Source organism: Acidiphilium multivorum AIU301 (assembly GCF_000202835.1).
Classification (GTDB): domain Bacteria; phylum Pseudomonadota; class Alphaproteobacteria; order Acetobacterales; family Acetobacteraceae; genus Acidiphilium; species Acidiphilium multivorum.
This window is the reverse complement of record NC_015186.1, coordinates 382,827-408,308: the sequence shown is the minus strand read 5'-3', so window position 1 is coordinate 408,308 and position 25,482 is coordinate 382,827. Positions and strand designations below refer to the sequence as shown.

General features: G+C 72.1%; 22 protein-coding genes and 1 riboswitch. Of the genes, 14 read left to right on the top strand and 8 right to left on the bottom strand.

Features of this window, described 5'->3' with window-relative positions; all coding sequences use genetic code 11:
* From pqqC to ACMV_RS01720, 4 genes are all read right to left on the bottom strand, one after another.
* On the bottom strand, window positions 1-765 hold the full coding sequence (gene pqqC / locus ACMV_RS01735; protein ID WP_231295331.1) for a pyrroloquinoline-quinone synthase PqqC: 765 nt from the start codon (window positions 763-765) through the stop codon (window positions 1-3).
* Window positions 766-855: 90 nt separating this feature from the next.
* On the bottom strand, window positions 856-1,671 hold the full coding sequence (locus tag ACMV_RS01730; protein WP_013639331.1) for an alpha/beta hydrolase: 816 nt from the start codon (window positions 1,669-1,671) through the stop codon (window positions 856-858).
* Window positions 1,668-2,912 carry a flavin-dependent oxidoreductase gene (locus ACMV_RS01725; protein WP_013639330.1) on the bottom strand — a complete coding sequence of 415 codons (1,245 nt, stop codon included), beginning with the start codon at window positions 2,910-2,912 and terminating at the stop codon, window positions 1,668-1,670. Before ACMV_RS01725 ends, ACMV_RS01730 begins: the two co-directional genes overlap by 4 nt.
* A 7-nt stretch (window positions 2,913-2,919) precedes the next feature.
* Window positions 2,920-3,360 carry a cupin domain-containing protein gene (locus ACMV_RS01720; protein ID WP_007423909.1) on the bottom strand — a complete coding sequence of 147 codons (441 nt, stop codon included), beginning with the start codon at window positions 3,358-3,360 and terminating at the stop codon, window positions 2,920-2,922.
* Between the two features lie 180 nt (window positions 3,361-3,540).
* Between ACMV_RS01720 and ACMV_RS01715 the strand changes: the two genes are divergently transcribed.
* Genes ACMV_RS01715 through ACMV_RS01705 form a run of 3 tightly spaced genes read left to right on the top strand, consistent with a single transcriptional unit; the run spans window position 3,541 to window position 6,465 of the window.
* Window positions 3,541-4,389, top strand: coding sequence for an ATP-binding cassette domain-containing protein (locus ACMV_RS01715; RefSeq protein ID WP_007423908.1), 849 nt, complete (start codon window positions 3,541-3,543; stop codon window positions 4,387-4,389).
* Window positions 4,386-5,420: an ABC transporter permease gene (locus ACMV_RS01710; RefSeq protein ID WP_007423907.1), complete on the top strand. Its 1,035-nt coding sequence runs from the start codon at window positions 4,386-4,388 to the stop codon at window positions 5,418-5,420. Before ACMV_RS01715 ends, ACMV_RS01710 begins: the two co-directional genes overlap by 4 nt.
* Window positions 5,421-5,469: 49 nt before the next feature.
* Window positions 5,470-6,465: a substrate-binding domain-containing protein gene (locus ACMV_RS01705; protein ID WP_011941443.1), complete on the top strand. Its 996-nt coding sequence runs from the start codon at window positions 5,470-5,472 to the stop codon at window positions 6,463-6,465.
* Here ACMV_RS01705 and ACMV_RS01700 read toward each other — a convergent pair.
* Both ACMV_RS01700 and ACMV_RS01695 read right to left on the bottom strand, forming a co-directional pair.
* Window positions 6,459-7,667: a diaminopropionate ammonia-lyase gene (locus tag ACMV_RS01700; RefSeq protein WP_013639329.1), complete on the bottom strand. Its 1,209-nt coding sequence runs from the start codon at window positions 7,665-7,667 to the stop codon at window positions 6,459-6,461. The two genes, ACMV_RS01705 and ACMV_RS01700, sit on opposite strands and share 7 nt — an antisense overlap.
* Window positions 7,668-7,757: 90 nt before the next feature.
* Window positions 7,758-9,587: a chloride channel protein gene (locus tag ACMV_RS01695; RefSeq protein ID WP_013639328.1), complete on the bottom strand. Its 1,830-nt coding sequence runs from the start codon at window positions 9,585-9,587 to the stop codon at window positions 7,758-7,760.
* An 85-nt stretch (window positions 9,588-9,672) separates the two neighbouring features.
* Between ACMV_RS01695 and ACMV_RS01690 the strand changes: the two genes are divergently transcribed.
* A complete protein-coding gene (locus ACMV_RS01690; protein ID WP_013639327.1) occupies window positions 9,673-10,134 on the top strand; it encodes a MarR family winged helix-turn-helix transcriptional regulator in 462 nt (153 codons plus the stop codon).
* Window positions 10,134-11,033, top strand: a complete 900-nt coding sequence (locus tag ACMV_RS01685; RefSeq protein ID WP_013639326.1) for a helix-turn-helix transcriptional regulator — start codon at window positions 10,134-10,136, stop codon at window positions 11,031-11,033. Before ACMV_RS01690 ends, ACMV_RS01685 begins: the two co-directional genes overlap by 1 nt.
* Window positions 11,034-11,057: 24 nt before the next feature.
* On the opposite strand, the gene ACMV_RS01680 is transcribed toward ACMV_RS01685, so the two are convergent.
* Window positions 11,058-12,467: a sensor histidine kinase gene (locus tag ACMV_RS01680; protein WP_013639325.1), complete on the bottom strand. Its 1,410-nt coding sequence runs from the start codon at window positions 12,465-12,467 to the stop codon at window positions 11,058-11,060.
* Window positions 12,464-13,198 (bottom strand): response regulator transcription factor, encoded by a 735-nt coding sequence (locus ACMV_RS01675; protein ID WP_013639324.1) that lies wholly within the window; start codon window positions 13,196-13,198, stop codon window positions 12,464-12,466. Before ACMV_RS01675 ends, ACMV_RS01680 begins: the two co-directional genes overlap by 4 nt.
* Window positions 13,199-13,295: 97 nt before the next feature.
* On the opposite strand from ACMV_RS01675, the gene ACMV_RS01670 reads away from it, so the two are divergent.
* The 9 genes from ACMV_RS01670 to ACMV_RS01630 all read left to right on the top strand — a co-directional run bounded on the left by ACMV_RS01670 (window position 13,296) and on the right by ACMV_RS01630 (window position 25,480).
* On the top strand, window positions 13,296-14,657 hold the full coding sequence (locus ACMV_RS01670; protein WP_013639323.1) for a TolC family protein: 1,362 nt from the start codon (window positions 13,296-13,298) through the stop codon (window positions 14,655-14,657).
* 4 nt (window positions 14,658-14,661) lie between these two features.
* Window positions 14,662-15,711, top strand: a complete 1,050-nt coding sequence (locus tag ACMV_RS01665) for an efflux RND transporter periplasmic adaptor subunit (RefSeq protein ID WP_013639322.1) — start codon at window positions 14,662-14,664, stop codon at window positions 15,709-15,711.
* Window positions 15,711-18,764: an efflux RND transporter permease subunit gene (locus tag ACMV_RS01660; protein ID WP_231844462.1), complete on the top strand. Its 3,054-nt coding sequence runs from the start codon at window positions 15,711-15,713 to the stop codon at window positions 18,762-18,764. The genes ACMV_RS01665 and ACMV_RS01660 overlap by 1 nt, the downstream gene beginning before the upstream one ends.
* Before the next feature lie 116 nt (window positions 18,765-18,880).
* The gene (locus ACMV_RS01655) at window positions 18,881-20,119 is read left to right on the top strand and encodes an efflux RND transporter periplasmic adaptor subunit (protein ID WP_013639320.1); all 1,239 of its coding nucleotides are present in this window, start codon (window positions 18,881-18,883) and stop codon (window positions 20,117-20,119) included.
* A 13-nt stretch (window positions 20,120-20,132) separates the two neighbouring features.
* Window positions 20,133-22,262 carry an ABC transporter permease gene (locus ACMV_RS01650; protein WP_013639319.1) on the top strand — a complete coding sequence of 710 codons (2,130 nt, stop codon included), beginning with the start codon at window positions 20,133-20,135 and terminating at the stop codon, window positions 22,260-22,262.
* 160 nt (window positions 22,263-22,422) lie between these two features.
* Entirely contained in the window at window positions 22,423-23,667 is a 1,245-nt protein-coding gene (locus ACMV_RS01645) for an anion transporter (protein ID WP_013639318.1), read from the top strand.
* A gap of 59 nt (window positions 23,668-23,726) precedes the next feature.
* Window positions 23,727-23,788: riboswitch (Fluoride riboswitch) on the top strand.
* A 133-nt stretch (window positions 23,789-23,921) separates the two neighbouring features.
* A complete protein-coding gene (gene crcB / locus ACMV_RS01640) occupies window positions 23,922-24,299 on the top strand; it encodes a fluoride efflux transporter CrcB (RefSeq protein WP_007424139.1) in 378 nt (125 codons plus the stop codon).
* Window position 24,300: 1 nt separating this feature from the next.
* The gene (locus tag ACMV_RS01635) at window positions 24,301-24,624 is read left to right on the top strand and encodes a DUF190 domain-containing protein (RefSeq protein ID WP_041664619.1); all 324 of its coding nucleotides are present in this window, start codon (window positions 24,301-24,303) and stop codon (window positions 24,622-24,624) included.
* Between the two features lie 103 nt (window positions 24,625-24,727).
* On the top strand, window positions 24,728-25,480 hold the full coding sequence (locus tag ACMV_RS01630; RefSeq protein ID WP_011941430.1) for an ABC transporter ATP-binding protein: 753 nt from the start codon (window positions 24,728-24,730) through the stop codon (window positions 25,478-25,480).
* The last annotated feature ends 2 nt before the right edge of the window (window positions 25,481-25,482 follow it).

Below are 25,482 nucleotides of genomic sequence, written 5' to 3'. Positions count from 1 at the left end.
TCAGGCGGCGACGCCGTAATGTCGTCCCATCTCGTCGTTCATCGTCCACAGAATGTCCAGCTTGAACTTGAGGATCTGCAGGGCGCGCTCCTGCATCGGCCGGGTCGCGAAATGGGCGAGCGTGATCCGCAGGCCGTGGACGACGTCGCGCGGGGCCTGGCTGGTGCGGTTGCGGAAATAGTCGAGCCCCTCGCTCTCGATCCAGGGGTAGTGGCCGGGCCAGGTGGCGAGGCGCTGGCGGTGGATGTCGGGGGCGAAAAGCTCGGTCAGCGAGGAGCAGACGGCCTCCTGCCAGGGCGCGCGGCGGGCGAAATTGACATAGGCGTCGACCGCGAAGCGCACGCCGGGCAAGAGGTGGCGCAGGTCGAGCATCTCCTCGCGCGCGAGGCCGGTGGCGATGCCGAGGCGGAGCCAGGCCTCGATGCCGCCCTCGTCGCGCAGGCGCGAGCCGTCGGGCAGTTCGTAGTCGAACCCGTCATGGTCGAGGAGGCGGCGGATCCAGCCGCGGCGGATCTCGCGGTCGGGGCAGTTGGAGAGGATCGCCGCGTCCTTCACCGGGATCGCGATCTGGTAATAGAAGCGGTTGGCGACCCACATGCGGATCTGCTCCGGCGTCGCCTTGCCGGTGTTGAGCATCACGTTGAACGGATGGTGGATGTGGTAGGCGCTGCCGGCCTCGCGCAGCTTCGCCTCGAACTCGGCGTGAGACCAGGGCGCGCGGCCGTCATCGGCTGGTGGCGCCTCGGCCAGGAGATCGGCTCTCATCATTGGACATTCCCCGAAAGCATGAGGCCGGAAAGACGACAGGGGACGGCCGGCGGCGCATTGATCTCGATCATTGCGCGGCGGGGCGGATCAGCGGCGCGGGGCGGCGAGCGGGGCGATGGCGGCGAAGAGCGGCGACGCGGGATCGGCCAGGTGGCGCAGGAGAGAGAAATGATCGGCACCGGGAACGATGATCTCGCGGGCGATGTTGCCGGCGGCGCGCCAGGCCGCGTGCATCGCGCCGGTCTGCGCCCGGAAGGCGGGGGTTTCGTCGCCGCCGACGGCGAAGATCGCCGGCGGCATGCGCGGCTTCACGCGATGCACCGGCGAGGCGGCGCGGGCGGCGGCGGCGTCGAGCCCGAGGCGGTCGTTCAGCGGTGTGGCGCGCAGCGGATCGAGATCGTAGACGCCGCTGAGGCCGACGACGGCGGTGATCGGGCTCGGCCCGTCCCAGTCGGTCAGCGCGAGTTCGGCGGCGAGATGGGCGCCGGCGGAATGGCCGATGGCGACGAGGCCGCCGGTGCCGGCGGCGCGCAGGACGGCGGGGACGGCGCGGCGCACCGAGTCGGTCAGCGCGGCGAGGCTGGCATCGGGGCAGAGCGGGTAGTTCGCCAGCGCGACGTTGAAGCCGGCATCGACGAAGGGCGGCGCGAGGAAGCGGAACTGCGCCTTGTCGCGCCCCTGCCAGTAGCCGGCGTGCAGGTAGAGCAGGGTCGCCGCGGCACCGGGGGCGGCGAAGAGATCGAAGCGTTCGCGCTCATGCGGGCCGTAGGGGATGTCGAGCCGCGGCGCGCGGGCGGCGATGGCGGCCTCGCCCTCGCGCAGGAAGGCCTCGATCAGCGCCGGATGGCCGGGGCGCATCTGCCCGGCGAGATACTGGAAGACGGGGTCGGACGGTTCGGTCATGGCGCGCTGCCTGCGGGTTGCGGCGCCGCGAAGCCGGCGAGCGTGGCGTAGCCGCGAACGATGGCCTCCAGCTCGTCGGGGCGGGCGACGTCGCCGATCCGGGCGAAGCCGTCGGGGGCGCGGGCGGCGACGAGGTCGATGACGCGCTCGGGGCCGCCGACGCGGTTCGAGCGCACGACGGCGGCGGTCGCGGGGCGGCGCTCGGCCTCGTAGGCAGCGAGCGCGGCGGGGATGTCGGCGCTCTCGGCGAGAGTATCGGCGAGGCAGCGCGCGTCGAGGATCGCCTGCGAGGCGCCGTTCGAGCCGACCGGATACATCGCGTGCGCGGCATCGCCGAGCAGGGTGATGCGCCCCCGCGTCCAGCGCTCCAGCGGATCGCGGTCGCACATCGGGTAGAGGAAGATTTCGCTGGTGGCGCGGGCGAGGCGCCCGACATCGACGAAGGGCAGCGCGAAGCCGGCGACCAGCGGGGCGAACTCCTCCCAGGCGCCGCGGCGCGACCAGCTTTCGCGCGCGGGCGGCGGCGTGCCCTCGGCGCCGGTGCGGGCATAGACGACCCAGTTGGTCAGCCGGGTGCCGTCGGCGGCGGGCTGGCCGATCGGGTAGAAGACGAGCTTGGCGGTGGCGTTGCCGGCGATGATCATTTCGTCGCCGGTGCCGAAGGCCGGCCAGTCGAGCGCGCCGCGCCACATCTGGATGCCGTTCCAGCGCATCGGCGGGTCGGCGCCGAGCAGGAGCGGGCGCAGGGTGGAGTGGATGCCGTCGGCGCCGATCAGCGCGTCGCCGGCGATCGTCTCGCGGGCGCCGGCGGCGTTGGTGAGCGTGACCGCCACCGCGCCATCCGCCTCGGCGGCGGCGGCGACGCGCGCATCCGGGCGCAGGGCCCCCTCCCCCAGCCGCTCGCGCGCGGCGCGCCAGAGCATGTCCTGCAGCTTGCCGCGATGGATGGAGAATTGCGGCACGTCGTGGCCGGCGTGCAGGCCGCGCGTCTCGGTCCAGATCACCTCGCCGCGATGGTTGAGGTAGGAGAGCGCGCGGGTGCGCAGGCCGATTTCGTCGAGCGCGGGCAGCAGGCCGAGGGCGGCGAGTTCGCGGACGGCGTGCGGCAGGATGTTGATGCCGACGCCGAGCGGGCGGATTGCCGGCGCGGCCTCCAGCACCTGGCACTCGATGCCGCGTCGGTGCAGCATGAGGGCGAGGGTGAGCCCGCCGATGCCGCCGCCGGCGATGAGCACGCGCATGGCGGGTTCAGCCCGGCGGCAGGAAATGGACCTCGTGCTCGGCCGCGATGCGGACGACCTCGGCGGGGTCGGCGAGGTTATGGATGCGCTCGAACAGGGCGCGCAGCGAGCGGCTGGGGGCGACCCAGAACACGCATTTCACGTCGGCGTCGGAACGGTTGAAGATGCCGTGCGGCCTGTTCATCGGCATGCGGACCAGGTCGCCGGGGCCGGCCGACAGATCCTGCCCGTCGAGCCAGAGATCGAATTTTCCCTCCAGCATGTAGATGAATTCGTCCTGCGTCGGGTGGATGTGCGGGGGGACGAAGGTGCCGGGCGGGAAGACCGCGTGCCAGGCCATCGAATGCTCCGACTCCTGCTTCAGCGTGTAGGTCTGGCCGAGGACGTTCCAGACCACGCCGCCGATCCCCTCGTCGGCCCTGGTGATTCCCGGCGGCATTTCGTTCATGGTCGGTCTCCCCTGTTTCGCATGGTTAAATCAGGCGGCGGCGGCGCGGGCAAGACGGCGCGCGGCGGAAAGCCGGTGCGGGGCCGCACGGAAAATTGTAGGCCGGCGATAACGGAACTGTTGACTTGACCTGTTTTTCATCGATAATCAACGGCTGGAAACGTCAACGAAAGCCGAAACATGGGCGCAACAGGCAACGCGATCGCAGCTTCCGGCGGCGGCACGCCGAACGAAGACAGGAGGGCGGCCGGCGGCTGGTCCGACATCGTCCGCGCCGAGAAACTCTGCGTCTCGTTCGGCAAGGTCCGCGCCCTCGACAATATAGATCTGGCGATCGGGCGCAACGAGATTGTCGGCCTGATCGGCGATAACGGCGCCGGCAAGTCCACCCTCATCAAGGCGCTGACCGGCGTGGTGCGGCCGAGTTCGGGGCGGCTCTATATTCGCGACGAGGCGGTGGACCTCTACAATTATTCGGTCCGGCGCGCGCATTCGCTGAAATTCGAGACCGTGTACCAGGAGAAGTCGCTCGGCGAGAAGCAGCCGCTGTGGCGGAACTTCTTCGTCGGCCGGCAGATCGTCAACCGCTTCGGCTTCATCAACGTGCGCGAGCAGCGGCGCATCGCCAACGAGATCCTGCAGCGCCAGCTCGGGTTCCGCGGCGTCGGGATCGACGCGGATTCGACCGTCGCCAAGCTGTCGGGCGGCGAGCGGCAGGGCATCGCGATCGGCCGGGCGATGCATTTCGATTCCGACCTGATCATCCTCGACGAGCCGACCACGGCGCTCGCCATCAGCGAGGTGCAGAAGGTGCTGGACTTCGTCCGCTCGATCAAGCGCTCGGGGCGGGCGGCGATCTATATCGAGCACAATCTCGCGCATGTGCACGCGCTGGCGGACCGGCTGGTGGTGCTCGACCGCGGGCGCATCGTCGCCAACATACGGCCGGCGGAGATGACCCTCGAGGATCTCACCCGGTTCCTGATCGACCTGCAACACGGCACGCCGGCAACAGGAGGCCACGCATGAGCGGCAGCGACGTGAGCACGGGACGCCCGGCGGCGCCGAAATCCTCCCCGCGCTGGCACGCGCATCTCGGCGCGGTGCCGATCATCGTCGTGTTCTTCGCGCTGATCGGCATCTATATCGGCTTCGCGCCGGAGGTTTTCCTCCGCTGGCCGATCTACAATTCCTTCCTCGTCACGATTCCGCCGATGCTGGTGCTCTCGCTCGGCCTCACGCTGGTGATCGCGGCCGGGGAGATCGACCTGTCGTTCCCGGCGGTCATCGCGCTGTCGGGCTTCCTGTTCGCGTTCTGCGCCGACAAGCTGCACATGCCCTGGCTCGGCCTGGTCGCGGCGATCGGCGGCGGCGCGCTGGTGGGCGTGATCAATGGCTGGCTGGTCGCCGCACTCGGCATTCCCTCGATCATCATCACCATCGGCACGTCGTTCTTCTGGAGCGGTGTGGCGACCGTGCTTTCGGGCGGCCTGTCCTACGCGCTGAACGACCTGACCGGCACCGTGATCGCGCGGGTGTTCTCGGGGACGCTGCTCGGCGTGCCGGTGGAGGCGCTGTGGGCGGTGGCCGTCGCGGCGCTGATCTGGGCGATCCTGAACCGCCACCGCTTCGGCGAGCACCTGCTGTTCATCGGCGATTCGCGCGAGGTGGCGCGGGTGGTCGGGATCAACACGGTCCGCGAGCGGATCAAGCTGTTCACCCTGATGGGCGCGCTCGCCGGCTTCGCGAGCTTCCTGATGACCGTCGCCAATCTCAGCTATTTCTCGACGCAGGGCCAGGGGCTGCTGCTCTCGGCGCTCGCCGCCGTGTTCATCGGCGGTTCCTCGGTGTTCGGCGGATCGGCCACCGTGGTCGGCAGTTTCTTCGGCGCCATGATCATCGGCATGCTCGATGCCGGGATCGTCGCGACCGGGGTTTCGGGGTTCTGGGTCGAGGTGATCGTCGGCCTCGTGTTCGTCGCCGCGGTGGTGCTGCACACCGGTCTCGGCGACCCGGCGAGGGTGAAGGCTCTGCAGCGACGACTGATGCAACGCGAGTAAAGCCCGCCGGCATGACGGGCACCTCAAGGCAAACAAAGGGAGAGACGGGATGAAACTCAGGATGTCCTTCGCTTCGGCGGCCGCCATCGCGGCGGCGCTGTTCTGCGGCACGGCCGCCGCGGCCCCGCAGCACAAGCTCGGCGCCGGGCTGACCATGTATTTCCAGATGGGCGGCAGCCCCGGCGACGCCTCGACGCTGCCGCGCGAACTCGGCGCCAAGGCGGCGGCCAAGGCGCTCGGCGTGCGGCTGATCTCGCAATATTCCGACTGGCAGCCGGAAAAGATGATCGAGCAGTTCCGCCAGGCCATCGCCGCCGGGCCGCAATGCGCCGAGATCATGGGCCATCCGGGCAACGCCGCCTTCGCGCCGCTGGTGAGCAAGGCCGAGGCCCAGGGCATGGTGGTCACCGCCGGGAACGTGCCGCTGCCCAAGCTCGAGGCGAAATACCGGACCAACGGGTTCGGCTATGTCGGCACCTATCTCGTGCAGGGCGGCGAGACCACCGCGGCGGCGATGGTCAAGGCCGGGCACCTGAAGCCGGGTGACGAGGCGCTCGAATACGGCGTCTTCGCCGAGGGGATCCGCGGCGAATCCGACGAGGGCCTGGTGATGGGGCTGAAGAAGGCCGGGCTCAAGGTCTACAAGCTCAACATCTCGAACGCCGTCAACGCCGATCCGGCGCTGTCGGTGCCGATCCTCGTCGCCTTCATCGAGCGGCATCCGAAGCTCAAGGCGATCGGCACGCAGCAGGGGCTGGTGACCTCGTTCATTCCGAAGGCGTTGCAGGAGGCCGGCAAGAAGCCCGGGCAGATCGTCGTCGGCGGCATCGATCTCGCGCCGACCACCATCGCCGGGGTGAAGAGCGGCTACATCGCCGCGACGCTGAACCAGCAGCTCTACATGCAGGGCTTCCTGCCGGTGGTGCAGTGCGTGCTGACCAAGCGGTTCGACCTCGAGGGCATGAACGTCAACACCGCCGCCGGCACCGACGACAAGGCGCTGCTCGACAAGATCGAGCCGCTGATCAAGAAGGGCTATTACTGATCCGGCGCTGACCCGGCGCCGGCCACGAGCGCCGGGTCGAGGCCGACGAGGTCGCGGTAGCGCGCCGTGTCGGTCGCGCCCTCGGTATTGAAGACCAGGATCCGCGCCTCCGCGCCGCAGCCGAGCGCCTGCCGTGCCCCGGCATCGCCGGCGACGCGGAGCAGGCCGGCGAGACCGGCACCGCCGCTTTCGCCGGCCACCACCGCCATGTCGCCGGCCTCGGGCCGGGCGAGGCGGTTCATCGCCGCGACGGCGTCCTCCTCGCTCACCGTCATGAAGGCGTCGGCGGCGCGGGCGAGGATGCGCCAGGCGACGAGCGAGGTTTCGTAGCATTCGAGCATGGCCATCACCGTCGGCGCGCCGGCGGCGATGCGGACGGGGCGTCCGGCGCGCGCGGTCTCCAGCACGCAGGCGGCGCGGTCGGGCTCGACGACGACGAGCGTCGGCCGCCGCGCGCCGAGGCGTTCGGCGAGATGGCCGGCGACCGCGGCGGCGAGGCCGCCGACGCCGGCCTGGACGAAGACATGGGTGGGCGGCGCCGGCATGGCGGCGAGCGCCTCGTCCACCATCGCGACATAGCCCTGCATGACGAGGCCCGGAATCCGCTCGTAGCCGGGCCAGGACGTGTCGGAGACGACGGTCCAGCCGCGCGCGGCGGACAGGCGGGCGGCCTCTTCCACCGAATCGTCGTAGGTGCCGTCGACGCGGATGATCTCGGCGCCGAGGCCGGCGATCGCCGCCACCCGCGCCGGGCTGACGCCGGCGTGCACCAGGATCGCGCAGCGGCTGCCCAGCATCGCCGCCCCCTGCGCCACCGAGCGGCCGTGATTTCCGTCGGTCGCGCAGGCGAAGGTCATGGTGGCGGCGATGTTGCGGACCTCCGGCGCGCCCATGTCGGCGTAGCCGACGGGGCGGCCGAGGCGGCGGGCGGCTTCCTCCAGCACGAGGCGGACCACGGCGTAGGCGCCGCCGAGCGCCTTGAAGCTGCCGAGGCCGAAGCGGGTCGATTCGTCCTTGAGGTGGAGTGCCGCGACGCCGAGCCGCGCGGCGAGGCAAGGCAGGGCGATGAGCGGCGTCGGGCGGTGATCGGGGCGGTGGGCGAGGTAGCGGGCGAGTTCATCGGCCGCGTCGGCGCCGAGCAGCGCGGCGTCGGCGGCGTCCAGCGGCGCGCCGTGGGCGGGATCGGGGTTCAGGATCAGCATGTCTTTGCTCCCGCCGGAATCGAGGGGCCGGCCTCATGGTCCGCCGCCGTTATGCCGGGGTCGGGGCGGCGCGCCAATCCGGCGGGCGCCTCATGGCACGGCGAGCGGCTCGGGCTTTTGCGCTTCCTTCGCGGCGGCGCGGCGGCGGAAGGGGAAAAAGCGCTCGCGGCGGGTTTCGGCGAGCATGACGCGCTGGTGGACGCGCAGCAGGTCGGCGCGGGAGACGATGCCAAGGAGGCGGCCTTCCGCGTCGACCACGGGGATTCGCGGGGCGTTCCGGGTGAGCATCCGCACCGCGATGGTGTCGGCCATCTCGTCGGGCGCGGCGGTCGTCACCTCGCGGCCGGCGATCATCGCGCGCAAGGGCAGGTCGCGCCGCACCTCGTCGCCGATCCAGTCGAGGATGTCGGCGCGGGAGACGAGGCCGAGCACGAGGCCGTCCGGCGCCGTCACCGGGAAGGCGCGGTGGGCCGCCGCGTGCGAGAGGAAGCGCTCGATCGCAGCCCCCACCGGCAGGTCCGCCGCCAGCGTGTCCACCTTGGTTGCCATGATGTCGCGGATGCGGGTCACCGCCAGCGGGTCGATGCTGTACTCGCGGGTGAGGTGATGGCCGCGCCGGGCGATCTTCTCGGTCAGGATCGAGCGCTTCATCAGCAGGACGGTCACCGCCATGCTGGCCATGCTGGCGGCGAGCACCGGCAGGAGGATGCGGTGATTGCCGGTGAGTTCGACGGCGAACAGCGTCGAGGTCAGCGGGGCGCGCATGGTGCCGCCCATCATCGCCGCCATGCCGAGCACCGCCCAGAAGCCGGGGGCGGCGTGCGGCATGACGGGGGCGAGGACGGCGCCGAGCGCGCCGCCGATGATCAGCAGCGGCGCCAGCACGCCGCCCGAGGTGCCCGAGCCCAGCGCCACCGACCAGATCACGCCCTTGACCAGGACGAGACGGATCGCGGCCCCGCCGGCGAGCGTGCCGGCGAGCAGGCGCGCGATATCGGGATAGCCGACGCCGAGGGCCGCCGGGTCGAACACGCCGCCGATGCCGACGACGAGGCCGCCCAGCACCGGCCACCACATCCAGTGGATCGGCAGTGTCTCGAACCCGTCCTCGGCGGCGTAGACGAGCACGGTGAGCAGGGCGGAGCCGAGCCCGGCGGCGAGGCCGAGGCCGAGCCAGCCGAAGGCGTGCAGCGGATCGACGATCACCCCGCCGGCATAGGGAAACAGCGGCGCCGGCGTCATGCAGAAGCGGCGGAGGATGGCGGCGGTGATGCAGGCGACGCCGACGGGGATGATGCTGCGCGGCTTCAGCTCGAACAGCAGGAGCTCGACCGCGAGCAGGAGGGCGGCGACCGGGGTGCCGAAAACCGCCGTCATGCCCGCGCAGGCGCCGGCGACGAGCAGGGTCTTGCGCTCGGCATCGGTCAGGGTGAAGCACTGCGCCATCAGCGAGGCGGCGGCGCCGCCGGTCATGATGATCGGCCCCTCGGCGCCGAACGGGCCGCCGGTGCCGATCGAGATCGCCGACGAGATCGGCTTGAGGATCGCCACCCGCAGGTCGAGCCGGGCGCCGCCGAGCAGGATCGCCTCGATCGCCTCGGGGATGCCGTGGCCGCGGATCTTCTCCGAGCCGTAGCGGGCCATCAGGCCGATCAGCACGGCGCCGCCGGCGGGAACGAGGATCGTCCACAGCGCGGGATGGCCGCCCGGCGCGGCGCCGCCCGGCGCCAGCATCCGGGTCGACCAGACGCCGTAATAGGCGAGGTCGTTGATCAGCCCGATCATGCGCAGCAGGATCCAGCCGGCGATGACGCCGAACAGGCCGGCGCAGGCGCCGAAGCCGATCAGCCGGAAGATCCCGCGGTCGGTCGTGAAGTCGCCAAGGCGAACGGGGGGTGGCAGACTGGGCGAAGGTGACATCGATGGCGGACTCCGGGCCGGGGAAGAGCTGGCCATATATCGTAATGCGATATACAACGGCAACCCGCCGGGAAGAGGAGACAGCATGGCTGATGCGCGGTTGACCGACGAGGATTACGAGATGCTGGCCTCGTTCCGCTTCGCGCTGCGGAAGTTCATCGCCTTCAGCGAGGCCGCCGCCCGGCGCGACGGGCTGACGCCGCGCCAGCACCAGGCGCTGCTCGGCATCCGCGCCATGCAGGGCCAGGGCGCGGCGAGCGTTTCCGACCTCGCGGCGTTCCTGATCCTGCAGCACAACAGCACGGTGGAGCTGGTCGACCGGCTGGTGGCCGCCGGTTTCGTGGCGCGGGCGACCGACCCGGAAGACGGGCGGCGGGTGCGGCTGGCGCTGACCGGAAGCGGCGAGGCGCGGCTCGCCGCGCTGTCGCAGACGCATCTGGACGAGCTGGAGCAGATCGGCCCGGAACTGCGGCGGCTGCTCGCGCGCATCCAGCGCTACCGCCGCCGGGTCCGCGGCTCCGCGCGCTGCGGGGATGCGGGCGGGTGATGCCGGCGCCGGAGATTTCTGGCATGATCGGCGCGATGAAGGACGACAACCGGTTCGGCGCCTATCTGAAAAGCCGGCGCGCCAGGCTCGATCCCGCGTCGCTCGGCCTGGCCGCGGGCCGGCGGCGGACCGCCGGGCTGCGCCGCGAGGAGGTCGCGCAGCGCGCCCATATCAGCGCCACGTGGTACACCTGGCTCGAACAGGGGCGCGGCGGGAATCCCTCGGCCGAGGTGCTCGACCGGATCGCGCGGGCGCTGCTGCTGACCGAGATCGAGCGCGAGCACCTGTTCCTGCTGGGGCGCGGCCATCCGCCGGAGGCGCGCTACCGGGGCGGCGATGCGATCACGCCGCGGCTGCAGCGGCTGCTCGACGCGCTGCCCTTCAGCCCCGCGATCGTGCGGACCGCGACCTGGGACGTGGTGGCCTGGAACCGCGCCGCCGCCGCCGTGTTCACCAATTACGCCGCGCTGCCGGCGGGGCAGCGCAACATCCTGCGGATGATCTTCACCGACCCGCGTGTGCGCGCGGCGCAGTTCGACTGGGCGGCGATGGCGCGGGCGGTGGTCGGCGCGTTCCGGGTCGATGCCGCCCGCGCCGGGGCCGATGCCGAGGTGGCGCCGCTGGTCGACGAACTCTGCCGCGCCAGCCCGGAATTCGCGGCGATGTGGAACGAGAACGAGGTGATGCCGCAGGGCGACGGGGCCAAGCGGCTGCGCCACCCGGTGATCGGCCCCATCGCGCTGGAGTATTCGTCGTTCGCGGTGGATGGACGGCCGGATCTGAGCATGATCGTCTACAATCCAGCGACGCCGGACGATGCCGGGCGCGTGCGCGCGCTGCTGGCGTCCCGCGCCGATCCGGCCGGACCGGATGCGGTGCTCGACGCCGTCGATAAATAGAGCCGACAAATAGGGCCGACGCGGTCAGCCCGGCCGGGGGACGCCGCCCGCCGGAAAGACCAGGGTGACGGCGAGGCCCGGGCGATCGGCGCCGGGTGCGGCGACATCGAGCGTGAAGCGGGCATCGTGCAGGTCGGCGATGGCGGCGGAGAGCGGCAGGCCGAGGCCGTAGCCGGGGCGGTGGCGCGCCGGGTCGAGCCGGCCGAAGCGGCGCAGCGCGGCACCCCGGCGGTCCGGCGCGATGCCGGGACCGTCATCGGTCAGGCGGACCGTCACGCCGGCCGGATCGGCGCGGGCGACGAGGCCGATCCGCGCCGCGCTCCCCGCATGGGTGATCGCGTTCTCGATCAGGTTGGCGAACATCTGGTTGAGGAGCTGTGCATCGCCGCGGATGGCGAGGCCTCGCGGGACATGCGCGGCGAGGCGGTGGCCCGCCTCCTCGGCCACGGTCTCGTAGGTCTCGACCAGGCGGTCCAGCAGGTCGGTCAGGTCGATGTCGGAGAAGGAGGCGCGGCGGGCGCCGGTTTCGATCTGGGCGAGGCGGAGAATGGCGCCGCAGAGCGCCAGCGCGCCATCGACCTGCGCGATCGCCTCGGCGATGGCGGCCCCGGCCGCCGCCGGATCGGGGTCGCGCAGCGCGAGTTCGAGGGTTTCGCGCAGCCGGGCCAGCGGCGAGCGGAGGTCGTGGGCGATGTCGTTGCCGACGGCGCCGAGATTCTCCATCAGGTGCTGCATGCGGTCGAGCATCGCGTTCACGGTTTCGGCCAGGCGGTCGAACTCGTCGCCGGTGCCGGCGAGCGGGATGCGGCGGGACAGGTCGCCGGCCATGATCTCGCGGCTGGCGAGGCTGACCGCGTTCACCCGCGCGAGGGCCTTGCGGCCGAAACCGATGCCGGCGGCGAGGCCGAGGCTGAGGGTGAGGCCGAAGCCGATCAGGAAGCTGCGGCGGATCAGGTCGTTCAGCCGGCGGATCATCGTGCCGTCGACGCCGACGAGCAGCGACGCGCCGCCGCGCAGGCGGACCACGAGGACGCGCAGCTCCGTCACGCCTGGGGCGAAGGCGTCGGCCTCCGGCGCGTCCAGCGTGTGCCAGCCGGGCGCCGGCGGCGGGAAGCGCAGATTGCCCGCGAGGGGGGCGCCGTTCGGCCCGGCGAGCGCGTAGAAGATGCGGGACGGCCGCTGCGCGAGGGCGGCGCGGATGGCTATGGCCGCCACCGCCGGCGGCGTCGCCGGCCCTTGCGGCAGGATCTCGCCGATCTCGTTGGTGACCGAGGCATCGAGCGTCTGCCGCAGGGAGCCGAGGGTGCCGTAATAGATCACGACGAAGACGATGACGGCGCCCATCGCCGCCACCGCGGCGCCGAGGGCGGCGAGGCGGACGCCGGAGGTGCGCAGGATCGCGGGTTGGCCGGACGCGGGCCAGCGCCGGGTCATGCGGGGTCGCCGATGCGGTAGCCGGCGCCGCGCACGGTGTGCAGCAGCTCGCGCCCGGCGCCGAGCTTGGCGCGCAGGCGGGAGACATGCGACTCCACCACGCTGGTGCGCGGGTCGAAATGGAAGTTCCAGACATCCTCGAGCAGCATCGTCCGCGTCACCACGCGGCCGGCATGGCGCATCAGGTATTCCAGCACCTCGTATTCGCGGGGCTTGAGGTCGATGCGCCGGCCGGCGCGGGTGACGGCGCGGGTGAGCCGGTCGAGTTCGAGATCCTCGACCCGGAGCACCGGCCCGGAGGGGCGCATCTCGCCGCGCCGGGCCAGGGCGGCGACGCGGGCGGCGAGTTCGGCGGCGGCGAAGGGCTTGACGAGATAGTCGTCGCCGCCGGCGCGCAGGCCCTCGACCCGGTCGTCGATGCCGCCGAGGGCGGTGAGGAACAGCGCCGGCATGGTCAGGCCGGCGCCGCGCAGGGTGCGGACCAGGGCGAGACCGTCGAGGCCCGGGAGCATGCGGTCGACGATCAGCAGGTCCCAGGCCCGGCCCTCATGGCCGGCGGCGGCGCGGAGCAGGCCGTCCCGGCCATCGGCGGCGACGGCGACGAGATGCCCCTCGGCGCCGAGCGCGGCGCGCACGAGATTGGCGGTCAGCTCGTCGTCCTCGACCAGCAGGATGGCCAGGCAGGGTTGCGTCATCGCATCGGTCCGGTCATGCACGAAGCGGAGGATCATGGTACCGGCCCGCCGGTCAAGCGAGACCGGGAAACATTACCGAATCACAAACTGGATGTAAGCCGCGGGGCAGCCGCGCTGCGGCATCCAGCCCGGCGTGATCCGTTCTCCCCTCGTACGTCTCCGTCGCCTTGCCGGTCTTGGCGCGCTGCTCGGCCTGTCCGCCTGCGCCCGTTTTCATCCCGCGCCGCTGGCGCTGCGCCCCTCCCCCGCCGCGTCGCTCGCGGCACTCGACCGCGCGCTGCCGGGCGGCGGGACGATCGCGGCGCGGGGGGCGCTGACGCCCGGCGCCTATGCGGCGCTAGCCGTGCTGAACGATCCGGCGCTGGCCGCCGGGCGGGAGGAGGTGCGGCTGGCTTCCGCCCGGCAGTTCGCCGCCGGACTGCTGCCCGATCCGCAGGTGAGCGGCGGGTTCGCCGCCCTGCTCGGCGGGCCGGGGATCGCGCCGTCGATCTCGGGCGGCATCGCGCAGGATATCGCCGCGCTGGCGACGCGCGGCCCGCGCCTGTCCGCCGCCCGGGCGCGGACCGCCGCGGCGGCGGCGCGGCTCGAATGGCAGGAATGGCAGGTGGCGGCGAAGGCGGAGACGCTGGCGATCGGCCTCTGGGGCGAGCAGCGGCGGCTGGCCGCGCTGGCGCGGGCGCGGGACGCGCTGGCCGGGCTCGACCGGGCGTCGCGCGCGGCGATCAAGCAGGGGGATCTTGCGCTTGGCGCGGGAGCGGCGGCGGCGGCGAGCCTCGCCGGGATCGAGACGGCGCGGGATGCGATCGCGCGGCGGGAGCAGGCCGACCACGCCGCCCTCGCCGCCTTGCTCGGCCTCGCGCCCGGTGCCGCGCTGCCGGTTTCTGAACCGGATTCGGCACCGCTGCCGGCGCGGCTTGTGGCGGCGCTGGTCGGCAGCCTCGCCCGGCGGCGGCCCGACCTGATCGCCCTGCGCTATGGCTACCGGGCGGCGGATGCGGATCTGCGCGCCGCGATCCGCGCGCAGTTTCCGCTGGTCTCGCTCGCGGTGAATGGCGGGACCGACACGACGCGGGTGGCCAGCCTGGGGCCGACGATCACGCTCGACCTGCCGCTGTTCGATGGGCATCGCGGCGCCATCGCGGTGGCGCGGGCCTCGCGCCGGCAGCTTGCCGCCGCCTTCCGCGCGGCACTCGACCAGGCGGCGGGACAGGCGGAGGCGGCGCAACAGGCGCTGACGCTGCTTCGCGCGGAATATCGCCGGGCGGTGCGGCGCGCGGCGATCGCCCGGCGCGATGCGGCGGCGGCGCGGCGAGCCTACGCGGCCGGGCTGATCGATGCCCGCGCCGAGGCCGACCTGATCGACGCGGCGGCGAACCGGCGGGCCGAGGCGATCGACCTTCGGGCCCGCATCGCGGCCGGGCGGGTGTCGCTGCGCACGCTGCTCGGCGCCGGGCTGCCGGTGATCCGCTCACTCTCCGCTTCCGGCAAGGACTGATGCGATGACACGATTTTTTGGCTCCGGCGCGCGGCGCCTTGGCTTGCTGCTGGTGGCCGGTGCGGGGTTCGCGGGCCATGCCGCGCTGGCCGGGGAGCCGAGCGTGCTGGTCACCACCGCGCCGGTGACGCAGGGGGCGCTGGAGCGGAGCGTGACGGCCTATGGAAGGATCGCGCCGGGGGCGGGCGCGGCGCGGACGCTCGCCACCGCCTATGCCGCGACGGTGACGGCGGTGGAGGCGCGGCCGGGCATGAGTGTGCGCAGGGGGCAGGTGATCGCCCGGATCGAGACCGCGCCGGCGACCCGCGCCGCCTATGCGCAGGCCGTCGCCACGCGGGATGAGACGCTGCGGGTGCTCGCCCATACGCGCGCGCTGCTGGCCCGGCACCTCGCCACGCGGACCCAGCTGGCGCAGGCGGAACAGGCGGCGCGGGCGGCGCTTGCGGCGCTCGACGCGCTGAAGCGCGAGGGGGCGGACCGGGCCATGGCGGCGGTCGAGGCGCCGTTCGCCGGCATCGTCACCGCGATTTCGGCCGCGCCCGGCGCCGCGTTGCCGGCGGGGACGGCGATCGCCACGGTGGTGCGGCGGGCGGGGCTGGTCGCGGTGGTCGGCGTCGATCCGGGCGACGCCCGGCGGCTTGCCGCCGGCCAGGCGGCGCTTGTGCAGGTGTTGGGCGGTGCGGCGCTGCGCGGGCGGATCGACATGGTCGCCGGCGAGGTCGATCCGCGCACCGGGCTGGTGGATGCGACGGTCGGGCTTGGCGGCGCGCCGGCGCTGGTCGGCGCCATGGTCCGCGCGCGCATCGATACCGGCACGGTGCGCGGCGTCATCGTGCCGCGCGACGCCGCGCTGCCGGCGGAAGGGCGCGACGTGATCTGGCAGGTCAGGGACGGGCATGCGGTGCGCGTCGTGGTGCGGGTGCTGGCGAGCGCGCGGGGGCGGAGCATCGTCGCCGGGCGGATCGATCCGGCGCTGCCGGTCGTGGTCTCGGGCAATTACCAGCTGCGGCCGGGCATCGCCGTGCGGATCGCGCGGCCGGGACAGGGCGGATGATGGGGGGATTCGCCGCGTTCCTCGGCCGCCAGCAGAAGGCGATCCTGTTCCTGATGGCGAGCCTCGCCCTGGCCGGGGCCGTCGGCGCGCTGTCGCTGCCGGTGGGGCTGTTTCCGCGCACCTCGTTCCCGCGGGTGCGGATCAACATCGATTCGGGGGCGCGGCCGGCGCATGAGATGATGTTGCAGGTGACCCAGCCGGTCGAGCAGGCGCTGCGGGCGATTCCGGGCGTGCGGGGGGTGCGCTCGACCACCTCGCGCGGGTCGATGCAGGCGTTCATCGATTTCGACTGGGGCACCAACATGCGGGCGGCGACGCTGGAGGTCGACGCCGCGCTGGCGCAGCAATTGCCCGACCTGCCGAAGGGCACGCGCTACGTGGTGCGGCGGATGGACCCGACGGTGTTTCCCATCATCGCCTATGCGCTGATCTCGCACAGCATTTCCGAGGCGGAGCTGCGCACGATCGCGCGGTATCGCATCGTGCCGGTGCTGGAACGGATTCCGGGTGTGGCCAAGATCGGCGTGCAGGGCGGCGACACGCCGGAGGTGCATGTCATCGTCGATCCGGCGAAGCTCGCCGCGATGCATGTGACGCTGGCGAGTGTCGAGCAGGCGGTATCGCGGTCGAACGTGCTCGCCTCGGTCGGCCGGCTCGCCGATCACGACAGCCTCTATCTGGTGGTGCAGCAGAACACGTTGCGGACCATGGCGCAGGTGCGGCGGATCGTGGTCGGCGGCGGGCCGGACGGGGTGGTCCGGCTCGGCCAGGTGGCGCGGGTCGAGATGGGCCGGGTGCCGCGCTACGACCTGGTGAGCGAGAACGATCACCGCGCGGTGACGTTGCAGGTGTTCCAGCAGCCCAGCGGCAACGCGGTGCAGGTGGACGCGGCGGTGCGCCGGGCGCTGGCGGCCTATGAGACGCGGCTGCCGGCGGGCGTGCGGCTGGTGAAATGGTACGACCAGAGCACGCTGGTGACCGCCGCCGCCGGCTCGGTGCGCGATGCGATCGCGATCGGCGTGGTGCTGGCGGGGCTGGTACTGATCGGCTTCCTGCGGAGCTGGCGCGTCACGCTGATCGCGCTGCTGGTGCTGCCGGCCTCGATGGCGACCGCGGTGCTGATCCTCACGCTGCTGGGGATGAGCTTCAACATCATGACGCTGGGCGGGCTCGCCGCCGCGGTGGGGCTGGTGATCGACGATGCGATCGTGATGATCGAGCATGTCGCGCGGCGGGCCGGGCGCGCGGGCGGGATCGCGGCGCGCGGCGCGGTGCTGGCGGCGGCGGAGGAATTCCTCGCGCCGCTCGCCGGCTCCTCGCTGGCGACGCTGATCGTGTTCGTCCCCCTCGCCTTCCTTTCCGGCGTGACCGGCGCCTTCTTCAAGGCGCTGTCGATCACCATGGCCTCCACGCTGATCGCCTCCTGGCTGTTCTCGGCCTTCGCGGTGCCGGTGCTGGCGCGCTGGCTGATCGATTTCGACAAATGGCACGATCCGGTCGCCGGCGGCGGAGCGCGGGAGTCGGTGCTGGCGCGGGCGCACGGGCGGCTGCTCGACCTCGTGGTGGCGCGGCCGGCCTGGCTGCTCGTGGCGCTGATTCCGTTCGTGCTGGCCGGCGCCTATGCCTATGCGGTGGTGCCGACCGGCTTCATGCCGCGGATGGACGAGGGCGGGTTCGTGATCAACTACCAGGCGCGGCCCGGCACCTCGCTGGCCGAGGGGGCGCGCGAGATCCGCCAGGTGGGGGATATTCTCCGCGCCGACCCGGCGGTGGCGACATGGTCGACCCGGCTCGGCGCCGGGCTCGGCGGCGACCTCAACGAGCCGTATCAGGGCGATATTTTCGTCCAGCTCCGCCCGCTCGGGCAGCGGGCGCCGATCTGGACGGTGATGGACCGGATCCGCCGGCGGATCATCGACCGCGTGCCGGGCATCGATTTCGACGAGTCGCAGCTGATGTCAGACCTGCTGGGCGATCTCGTCAGCCAGCCGGAGCCGATCGAGATCGAGCTGCATGGCGACCCGGCGCGGCTGGATGAAACCGCGAAGAGGGTGGCGGCGGCGATCGGGCGGATACCGGGCGTGGTGGGCGTGCAGGACGGCGTGGTGATCGCCGGGGATTCGATCGACATCCATGTCGATCCCGCGAAGGCGGCGATGTTCGGCTTCGATCCCGCCGCGGTCGAGCGGATGGTGGCGACGGCGCTGCGCGGTAGCGTGGTCACCGCGCTGCCGGGCCAGGAACGCTTTACCGGCGTGCGGCTGGAACTGCCGCGCGACGCCTTCGCGCAGACCGGCGACCTGCTGCGCCTGCCGCTGGCCGCGCCCTCGGGCGCGCTGGTGCCGCTCGGGGCGATCGCGACGCTGAGGACGGTGTCGGGCCGGCCGGAGATCGACCGCGACAATCTGCGCCAGATCGTCGCGGTGACGGGGCGGATCAGCGGCGGCGGCATTTCCGCCGCGATTGCCTCGGTGCGCCGCGTGCTGGCGCGGCCGGGCCTGCTGCCGCCGGGCATGAGCTACCGGCTCGGCGGGCTCTACCGGCAGCAGCAGAAGGCGTTCATCGGCCTCGCCCGCGTGTTCGTCGCCGCCGTGCTGGCGGAGTTCGTGCTGCTGCTGTTCCTCTACCGCAGCTTCGTCATCGCCGGGGCGATCGTCGCCACCGCGCTGCTGTCGAGCCTCGCGGTGTTCATCGGGCTCGATCTCTCGGGTGTGGCGCTCAACATCACCGCGCTGATGGGGATGACGATGATCGTCGGGCTCGCGACCGAGATGGCGATTTTCTACATCTCGGAATTCCGGAGCCTCGCCGGGTACCAGGACCGGCGGGAGGCGCTGGTGGTGGCGAGCCGGAACCGGCTGCGGCCGATCGCGATGACCACGCTGGCCGCGATCCTGACGTTGCTGCCGCTCGCACTCGGCATCGGGCAGGGCAGCGGGATGCAGCAGCCGCTCGCCATCGCGGTGATCTCGGGGTTCGTGGTGGCGTTTCCGCTGGTGCTGTTCGGCCTGCCGGCGCTGCTGCGGCTCGTGCTGCGGGGGCCGGAGCCATAGGCGAACCCATGCGGGGATGCCGGGGTCCCGGACCGTTGATCTGCGTCATCGCCGCCGGCCCCGCGCGGTCCTAGGTTCGAGCCGATCCGGACGGGCACGCGCCCGAAGGAAGCACCATGACGGCCTCACCGAACCCGCCAGCGAACACGCAGCGCCCACCGCCTTCCGCGCCGCCGGAACCGGCAGCCGCGCCGCGCCGCCGGCGCCGCCGGGTCGCCGTGCTGGCGGCGCTGGCGGTGGGGGTGGCGGCGGCGATCGCGATCGGCTGGCGGACGGTGGGGGCGCCGCCGCCGGTTCACTACGTGACGGCGAAGGTGGGGCGCGGCGACATTACGCGGGCGGTGACGGCGACGGGGACGGTCAACCCGATCCTGACGGTGATCGTCGGCTCGGCGGTGTCCGGCATCATCCAGGACATCAGCTGCGACTACAACACGATCGTGAAGCTCGGGCAGATCTGCGCCCGGATCGACCCGCGGCCCTACCAGGCGGTGGTGGACCAGGACCGGGCGGCGGTGGCCGTGGACCAGGCGCAGCTGCGCAAGGACGAGGCGAGCCTCGACTATGCGCGCGGCAATTACCGCCGCCTCGCCTCGCTGGTGCCGCAGCGCTACGCCTCGGAGAACGCCGCCGACAGCGCGAAGGCGACGTATCGGCAGCTGGAGGCGCAGGCCGCGCTCGACCGCGCGGTGATCCGGCAGGACGAGGCGAAGCTCGCCGCCGCGCAGGCCAATCTCGGCTATACCGACATCGTCTCGCCGGTGAACGGGATCGTCGTCTCGCGCAATGTCACGATCGGGCAGACCGTCGCCGCCTCGTTCCAGACGCCGACGCTGTTCCTGATCGCCACCGACCTGACGCGGATGCAGGTGGATACCAATGTCAGCGAGGGGGATATCGCGGATATCCGCAAGGGCGAAGCGGCGCGGTTCACCGTTCTCGCCTTTCCGGGCGAGACCTTCGACGGCACGGTGACGCAGGTGCGCCAGTCGCCGCAGACGGTGCAGAACGTGGTGACCTACGACGTCGTCATCGAGGTGGACAACCGCGACCTGAAGCTGAAGCCGGGCATGACCGCGTCGGTGCGGATCATCACCGCGGCGCGGGCCGGGGTGCTGCGCGTGCCGGACCAGGCGCTGCGCTTCACGCCGCGGCTGGCGAAGGCGGCGCCGGCGGGCGGCGGGGCGCGCGTGTGGGTGCTGCGGCAGGGCAAGCCGGCCGCCGTTCCGGTGGTCACCGGGCTCGATGACGACACCAACACGGAAATCGTGAGCGGCGGACTGCGCGACGGCGACGAGGTGATCACCGGCGAGCGGCGGGCGCGGGCGGCGACGCCCTTCGTGCCGCGGTTCTGACGGGGCGCGGGCGATGCCGGGGGCGGTGCCAGGGGCGGTCATCGAGCTGCGCGGCGTTTCGCGGACCTACCGGAGCGGCGATGTCGAGGTGCAGGCGCTGCGCGAGGTCGATCTCGTGATCGGGCCGGGCGAGTTCGTCGCCATCATGGGTTCGTCGGGGTCGGGCAAGTCGACGCTGATGGCGATTCTCGGCTGCCTCGACCGGCCGAGCCGGGGCGAATACCGGTTCGAATCCGTCGACGTCGCCCGGCTGGAGGAGCCGGAGCTGGCGCGGGTGCGCAGCGCGCGCATCGGCTTCGTGTTCCAGAGCTTCAACCTGCTGGCGCGGACCAGCGCGCTCGACAACGTGGCGCTGCCGCTGTTCTACGCCTCGGACGGGCCGGTGAAGGGCGGCTCGCGCACCGCCCGCGCGCTGCGGGCACTCGGGCAGATGGGGCTGGCCGGAAGGGAGGGCAACACGCCCTCGCAGCTTTCGGGCGGGCAGCAGCAGCGCGTCGCCATCGCCCGCGCGCTGATCAACGCGCCGCGCCTGCTGCTGGCCGACGAACCCACCGGCAATCTCGACACGAGGACGTCGCACGAGATCATGGAAACGCTGGCGGCGCTCAACCGCGAGCGGGGCACGACGATCCTCGTCGTCACCCACGAGCCGGACATCGCCGCCTATGCCGATCGGGTGCTGACGATGCGCGATGGGCGGATCGTCGGCGACGAGCGGCGGGAAAAGGCGCGGGGAGAAGCGGCGCCGCCGGCGGCGGTGGCAGAGGCCGCGCCAGACGCCGCGCCCAATGAAACGCCGGATGCCGCGCCGGCGCGGCGGCGCGCCGGCATCGCCTGGGCGTTCGGCGCCATGATCGTCGGCGCCGCGGTGCAGGCGCTGGCGCGCAACCGGCTGCGCTCGGCGCTGACCATGCTCGGCGTGTTCATCGGCGTCGCCGCGCTGATCACCATGGTTGCGGTGGGCCAGGGCGCGAACCAGGCGATCCGCAAGCAGATCGAGAGCCTGGGGACCAACCTGCTCGTGGTGCTGCCCGGGGCGACGACGGCCGGCGGCGCGCGGGCGGGGTTCGGCAGCGCCTCGACCATCACGGTGGACGACGCGCGGGCGATCCTGCGGGAAGACCCGGCGGTGAGCCGGATCGGCTATCTCATCCGCGCCGCCGGACAGGTGCGCTATGCGAGCCAGAACTGGACCACGGCGATCGCCGGCGTCAGCATCGACTATCCGGCGATGACCAACTGGCGCGTCGCCGAGGGGCGGCCGATCGGCGCGCAGGACGAGAGGAACGGCGCGCTGGTCGGGCTGATCGGCCAGACCGTGCGCCAGCAGCTCTTCGCCCCCGGCGAGGACCCGGTGGGGGCGACGATCCTGGTGAAGGGCACGCCGATCCGGGTGATCGGCGTGCTGGCGGGCAAGGGGCAGACGGCGTTCGGCACCGACCAGGACGATATCGTGATGCTGCCCTTCAGCACCGCCGAGCAGCGGGTGCTCGGCACCGCGACGCCCAGCCGGCAGGATGCGCCGCTGAACTGGGCCTATCCGGCCTGGCCCAACCCCTACGGCCTGCAACTGCGGCTGACCGGGTACGTGAACCAGCTGTTCGCCCAGGCGGTCTCGCCGGACGCGGTGGCGGAGGCGATGGAGCAGATCAGCGGCACGCTGTCGGTGCGCCACCGCATCCAGCCGAACGGGCTCAAGGATTTCTCGGTGCGCAATCTCAGCCAGATCGCCGCGGCGGCGCAGGGGTCGAGCCGGATCATGTCGCTGCTGCTGGCCATCGTCGCGTCGATCTCGCTGCTGGTGGGCGGCATCGGGATCATGAACATCCTGCTCGTGTCGGTGACGGAGCGGACCCGCGAGATCGGGCTGCGGATGGCGATCGGGGCGCGGCGGCTGCATGTGCTGCTGCAGTTCCTGGCCGAATCTGTGTTCCTCAGCGTCACCGGCGGGCTTGGCGGGATCGTGCTCGGGGTCGCGCTGTCCGGCGGGATCACGCTGTTCGCGGGCTGGCCGGCGCCGGTTTCGCTGCTGGCGGTGGCGGGCGGGTTCCTGTTCTCGGTCGCGGTGGGCGTGGCGTTCGGGTTCTACCCGGCGCGGAAGGCGGCGCGGCTCGATCCGATCGAGGCGCTGCGCTACGAGTGACGCCGGCCGGCCACGGGGCCGCGTGCAAAACCCGGCCGCCTCGCCTATCCTTCCGCCATGAGATGCAGGATTCGATACGGGCGGGCACGGCCGGGGCAGCGACGCGGCCGGCAGGCGGCGTACCTTCTCCGCCGCGGCCGCTGAGCGCAAGGTCCGCGCCATGCACGGCGACCTCTTCGGATCATGGCAGCCGGCCGCGACGGTGGCGATCTTCGCGCTGACCTACGCCGGGGTGGCGCTGGGCCGGCTGCCGTTCTTCCGGCTCGACCGCGCGGGGATCGCCTTCGTCGGCGCGGTGCTGATGGTCGCGAGCGGGGCGCTGACGCTCCGGCAGGCGGTCGCCGCGATCGATTTCGACACGATCGCGCTGCTGCTCGGCATGATGATCCTCGCCGCGGCGCTGCGCCGGGCCGGGTTCTTCGAGCGGATCACCGGGGCGGTGCTCTCGCGCGCCTCCGGCACCGATGCGCTGCTGGCGCTCACCGTCGCGATGGCCGGGCTGCTCTCGGCGGTGCTGGTCAACGACACGGTCTGCGTCGTGCTCACGCCGCTGGTGCTCGAAGCGAGCCGGGCGGGGCGGAAACAGCCCCTGCCCTATCTCGTCGCGCTGGCGACCGCCTCGAATGTCGGGTCGGTGGCGACGATCACCGGCAACCCGCAGAACATGATCATCGGCAGCCTCTCCGGCATCGGCTATGCCGCGTTCGCCGGCGCGCTGGTGCCGGTCGCGCTGCTCGGGCTGCCGATCGTCTTCCTCGTCATCCGGCTGCTGCATCGCGCGGGCTTCGAGGCGCTGACGCCGCCGCCGCCATCCGCCGCGCGGCGCCGGCCGCATGGCGGGCTCATCGGCAAGTCGGTCGTGCTGCTGGTGCTGTTCGTCATCGCCTGCCTCGGCGGCATGCGCCCGGCGGAGGCGGCGCTGGTGGCCGCCGCGCTGATCATGCTGACGCCGGGGGTGAAGAGCCAGCGCCTGCTCGCCGGGGTCGACTGGTCGCTGCTGCTGATGTTCGCGGGGCTGTTCGTCGTCGTTGCCGCGTTGCAGCGCGAGGTGATCGGCGCGGCGGTGATCGGGCGCGTCGCAGCCCTGCATCCGGGCCGGCCGGCGGTGCTGGTGCCGCTCACCGCGATCCTGTCGAACCTGGTCAGCAACGTGCCGGCGGTGCTGGTGCTGCGCCCCTTCATCGCCCATCTCGCCGACCCGCGGCAGGCGTGGCTCATCGTCGCCATGGCGTCCACCCTCGCGGGCAACCTGACGCTGCCGGGATCGGTGGCGAATCTCATCGTCGCCGAGCGGGCGCGCGCCGCCGGCGTGCGGATCGGCTTCGGCGACTATCTGAAGTTCGGCCTGCCCATCACGGTTCTCACGATCGCGCTCGGCACCGCCTGGCTCGTCGGCCTCGGCTAGGTGGTTCGGGGCGGATTGACAGCCCGGACCCGGCATCGCAAACACGTCCCGCGCGGTCCGGCCGCGCCGGCGATGGGGTTCGCCGTGAACCGCCCGCGGGGCTGATGACTCCTGTTTCGATCCGTCAACCGCGGAGGGACAGGCGCGCGCGTTTTCGACATTTCCGATCCGGCCATGGCCGGCAGGCTTCCGCCCTGCCCCGCCGCCATCCCCTCGACATTCCCGACATTTCCGCCACAACAAGAAGGCGTTTCATGATCAAGACACTTGCGGCCATCGCCTTTTTCGGCTCGCTCGGCTGCTGGGCGCGCTACGGCCAGACCATCTTCATGCAGAACCTGTTCGGGCGCGGCTTTCCCGTCGCCGTGCTCAGCATCAACGTGCTCGGCTCGTTCCTGATCGGCTTTCTCTTCGTGCTCACCGCCGAGCGCGTCGCCATCGATCCGGCGATCCGCACCGGCGTGCTCACCGGCTTTCTCGGCGGCTACACGACATTCTCGACCTTCGAGCTCGAAACGCTCATGCTGGTGGAGAACGGGGAGATCGTGAAGTCGGCGCTTTACGTGCTGCTGTCGGTCGTGCTCGGGTTCATCGGCGCCGTTCTCGGCGTCTACATCGCAAGGAATGTCTGACATGGAAGAACAGGTCACGCTGGTGCGCATCGCGCTGAGCGAAACCGATCACGGGCGGCGACGCCACCTGATGGAGGACATCCTGACGCGGCTGCGCGACGATTTCGATCTCGACGGCGTGTCGGTATTCCGGGGCATCGCGGGGATGAACGGGCAGAAGATCATCCATGCCGCCGACCTGCTGCATTTCGATGTCGACCTGCCGCTGATGATCGAGTTCTGCTGCGCGCCGGACACCGCGATATCGGTGATCGATTCGCTCGCGGATCTGGTGCCGGACGGCCACATCATTTCCTGGCCCGCCACCCGCCATCGCCGCGCGTAGCGCGAAGCGGGGACGCTCCCCCCTCCCCCGCTTGATCGACGTCAATGATGGGGGAGCGCGCGGCCGCTAGGGTTCCGGCCGGTGATGCGTGCGGAGGCGCGGCATGGAACCTGTCGCCGGCGGGGTGGCGTTGCCGGACGAGGAGCGGGCGGCGCCGGTCGCGCTGGTGGCGCGCGGCCTGGCCAAGATCTACCGGATGGGCGCGGTCGAGGTGCCGGCGCTGCGCGATGTCGACCTCACGCTCCGCGAGGGCGAGCTGGTCGTGCTGCTCGGCCCCTCCGGCAGCGGGAAATCCACGCTGCTCAACATCCTCGGCGGGCTCGACACGCCTTCGGCCGGCGAGGTGCTGTTCCGCGGCCAGCCGATCGCGCAGGGCGGCGAGCGGGGGCTGACCCGCTACCGGCGCCGGCATGTCGGCTTCGTCTTCCAGTTCTACAACCTCATCGCCAGCCTCACCGCGCGGGAGAATGTCGCGCTGGTGACCGAGATCGCCGAGGCGCCGATGGCGCCGGAGGCGGCGCTGGAGCTGGTCGGCCTCGGCGACCGGCTCGATCATTTCCCCGCCCAGCTCTCCGGCGGCGAACAGCAGCGGGTGGCCATCGCCCGCGCCATCGCCAAGTCGCCCGACCTGCTGTTCTGCGACGAGCCGACCGGCGCGCTCGACAGCCGCACCGGCATTCTCGTGCTCGAGGCGATCCTGAAGGTGAACGGCGAACTCGGCACCACCACGGCGCTCATCACCCATAACGCGGTGATCGCCGACATCGCCGACCGCGTGCTGAGCTTCGCCGACGGGCGGATCGTCGGCACGCGGGTCAACCCGGTCCGGCACAGCCCGGCCGGGCTGGTGTGGTAGCG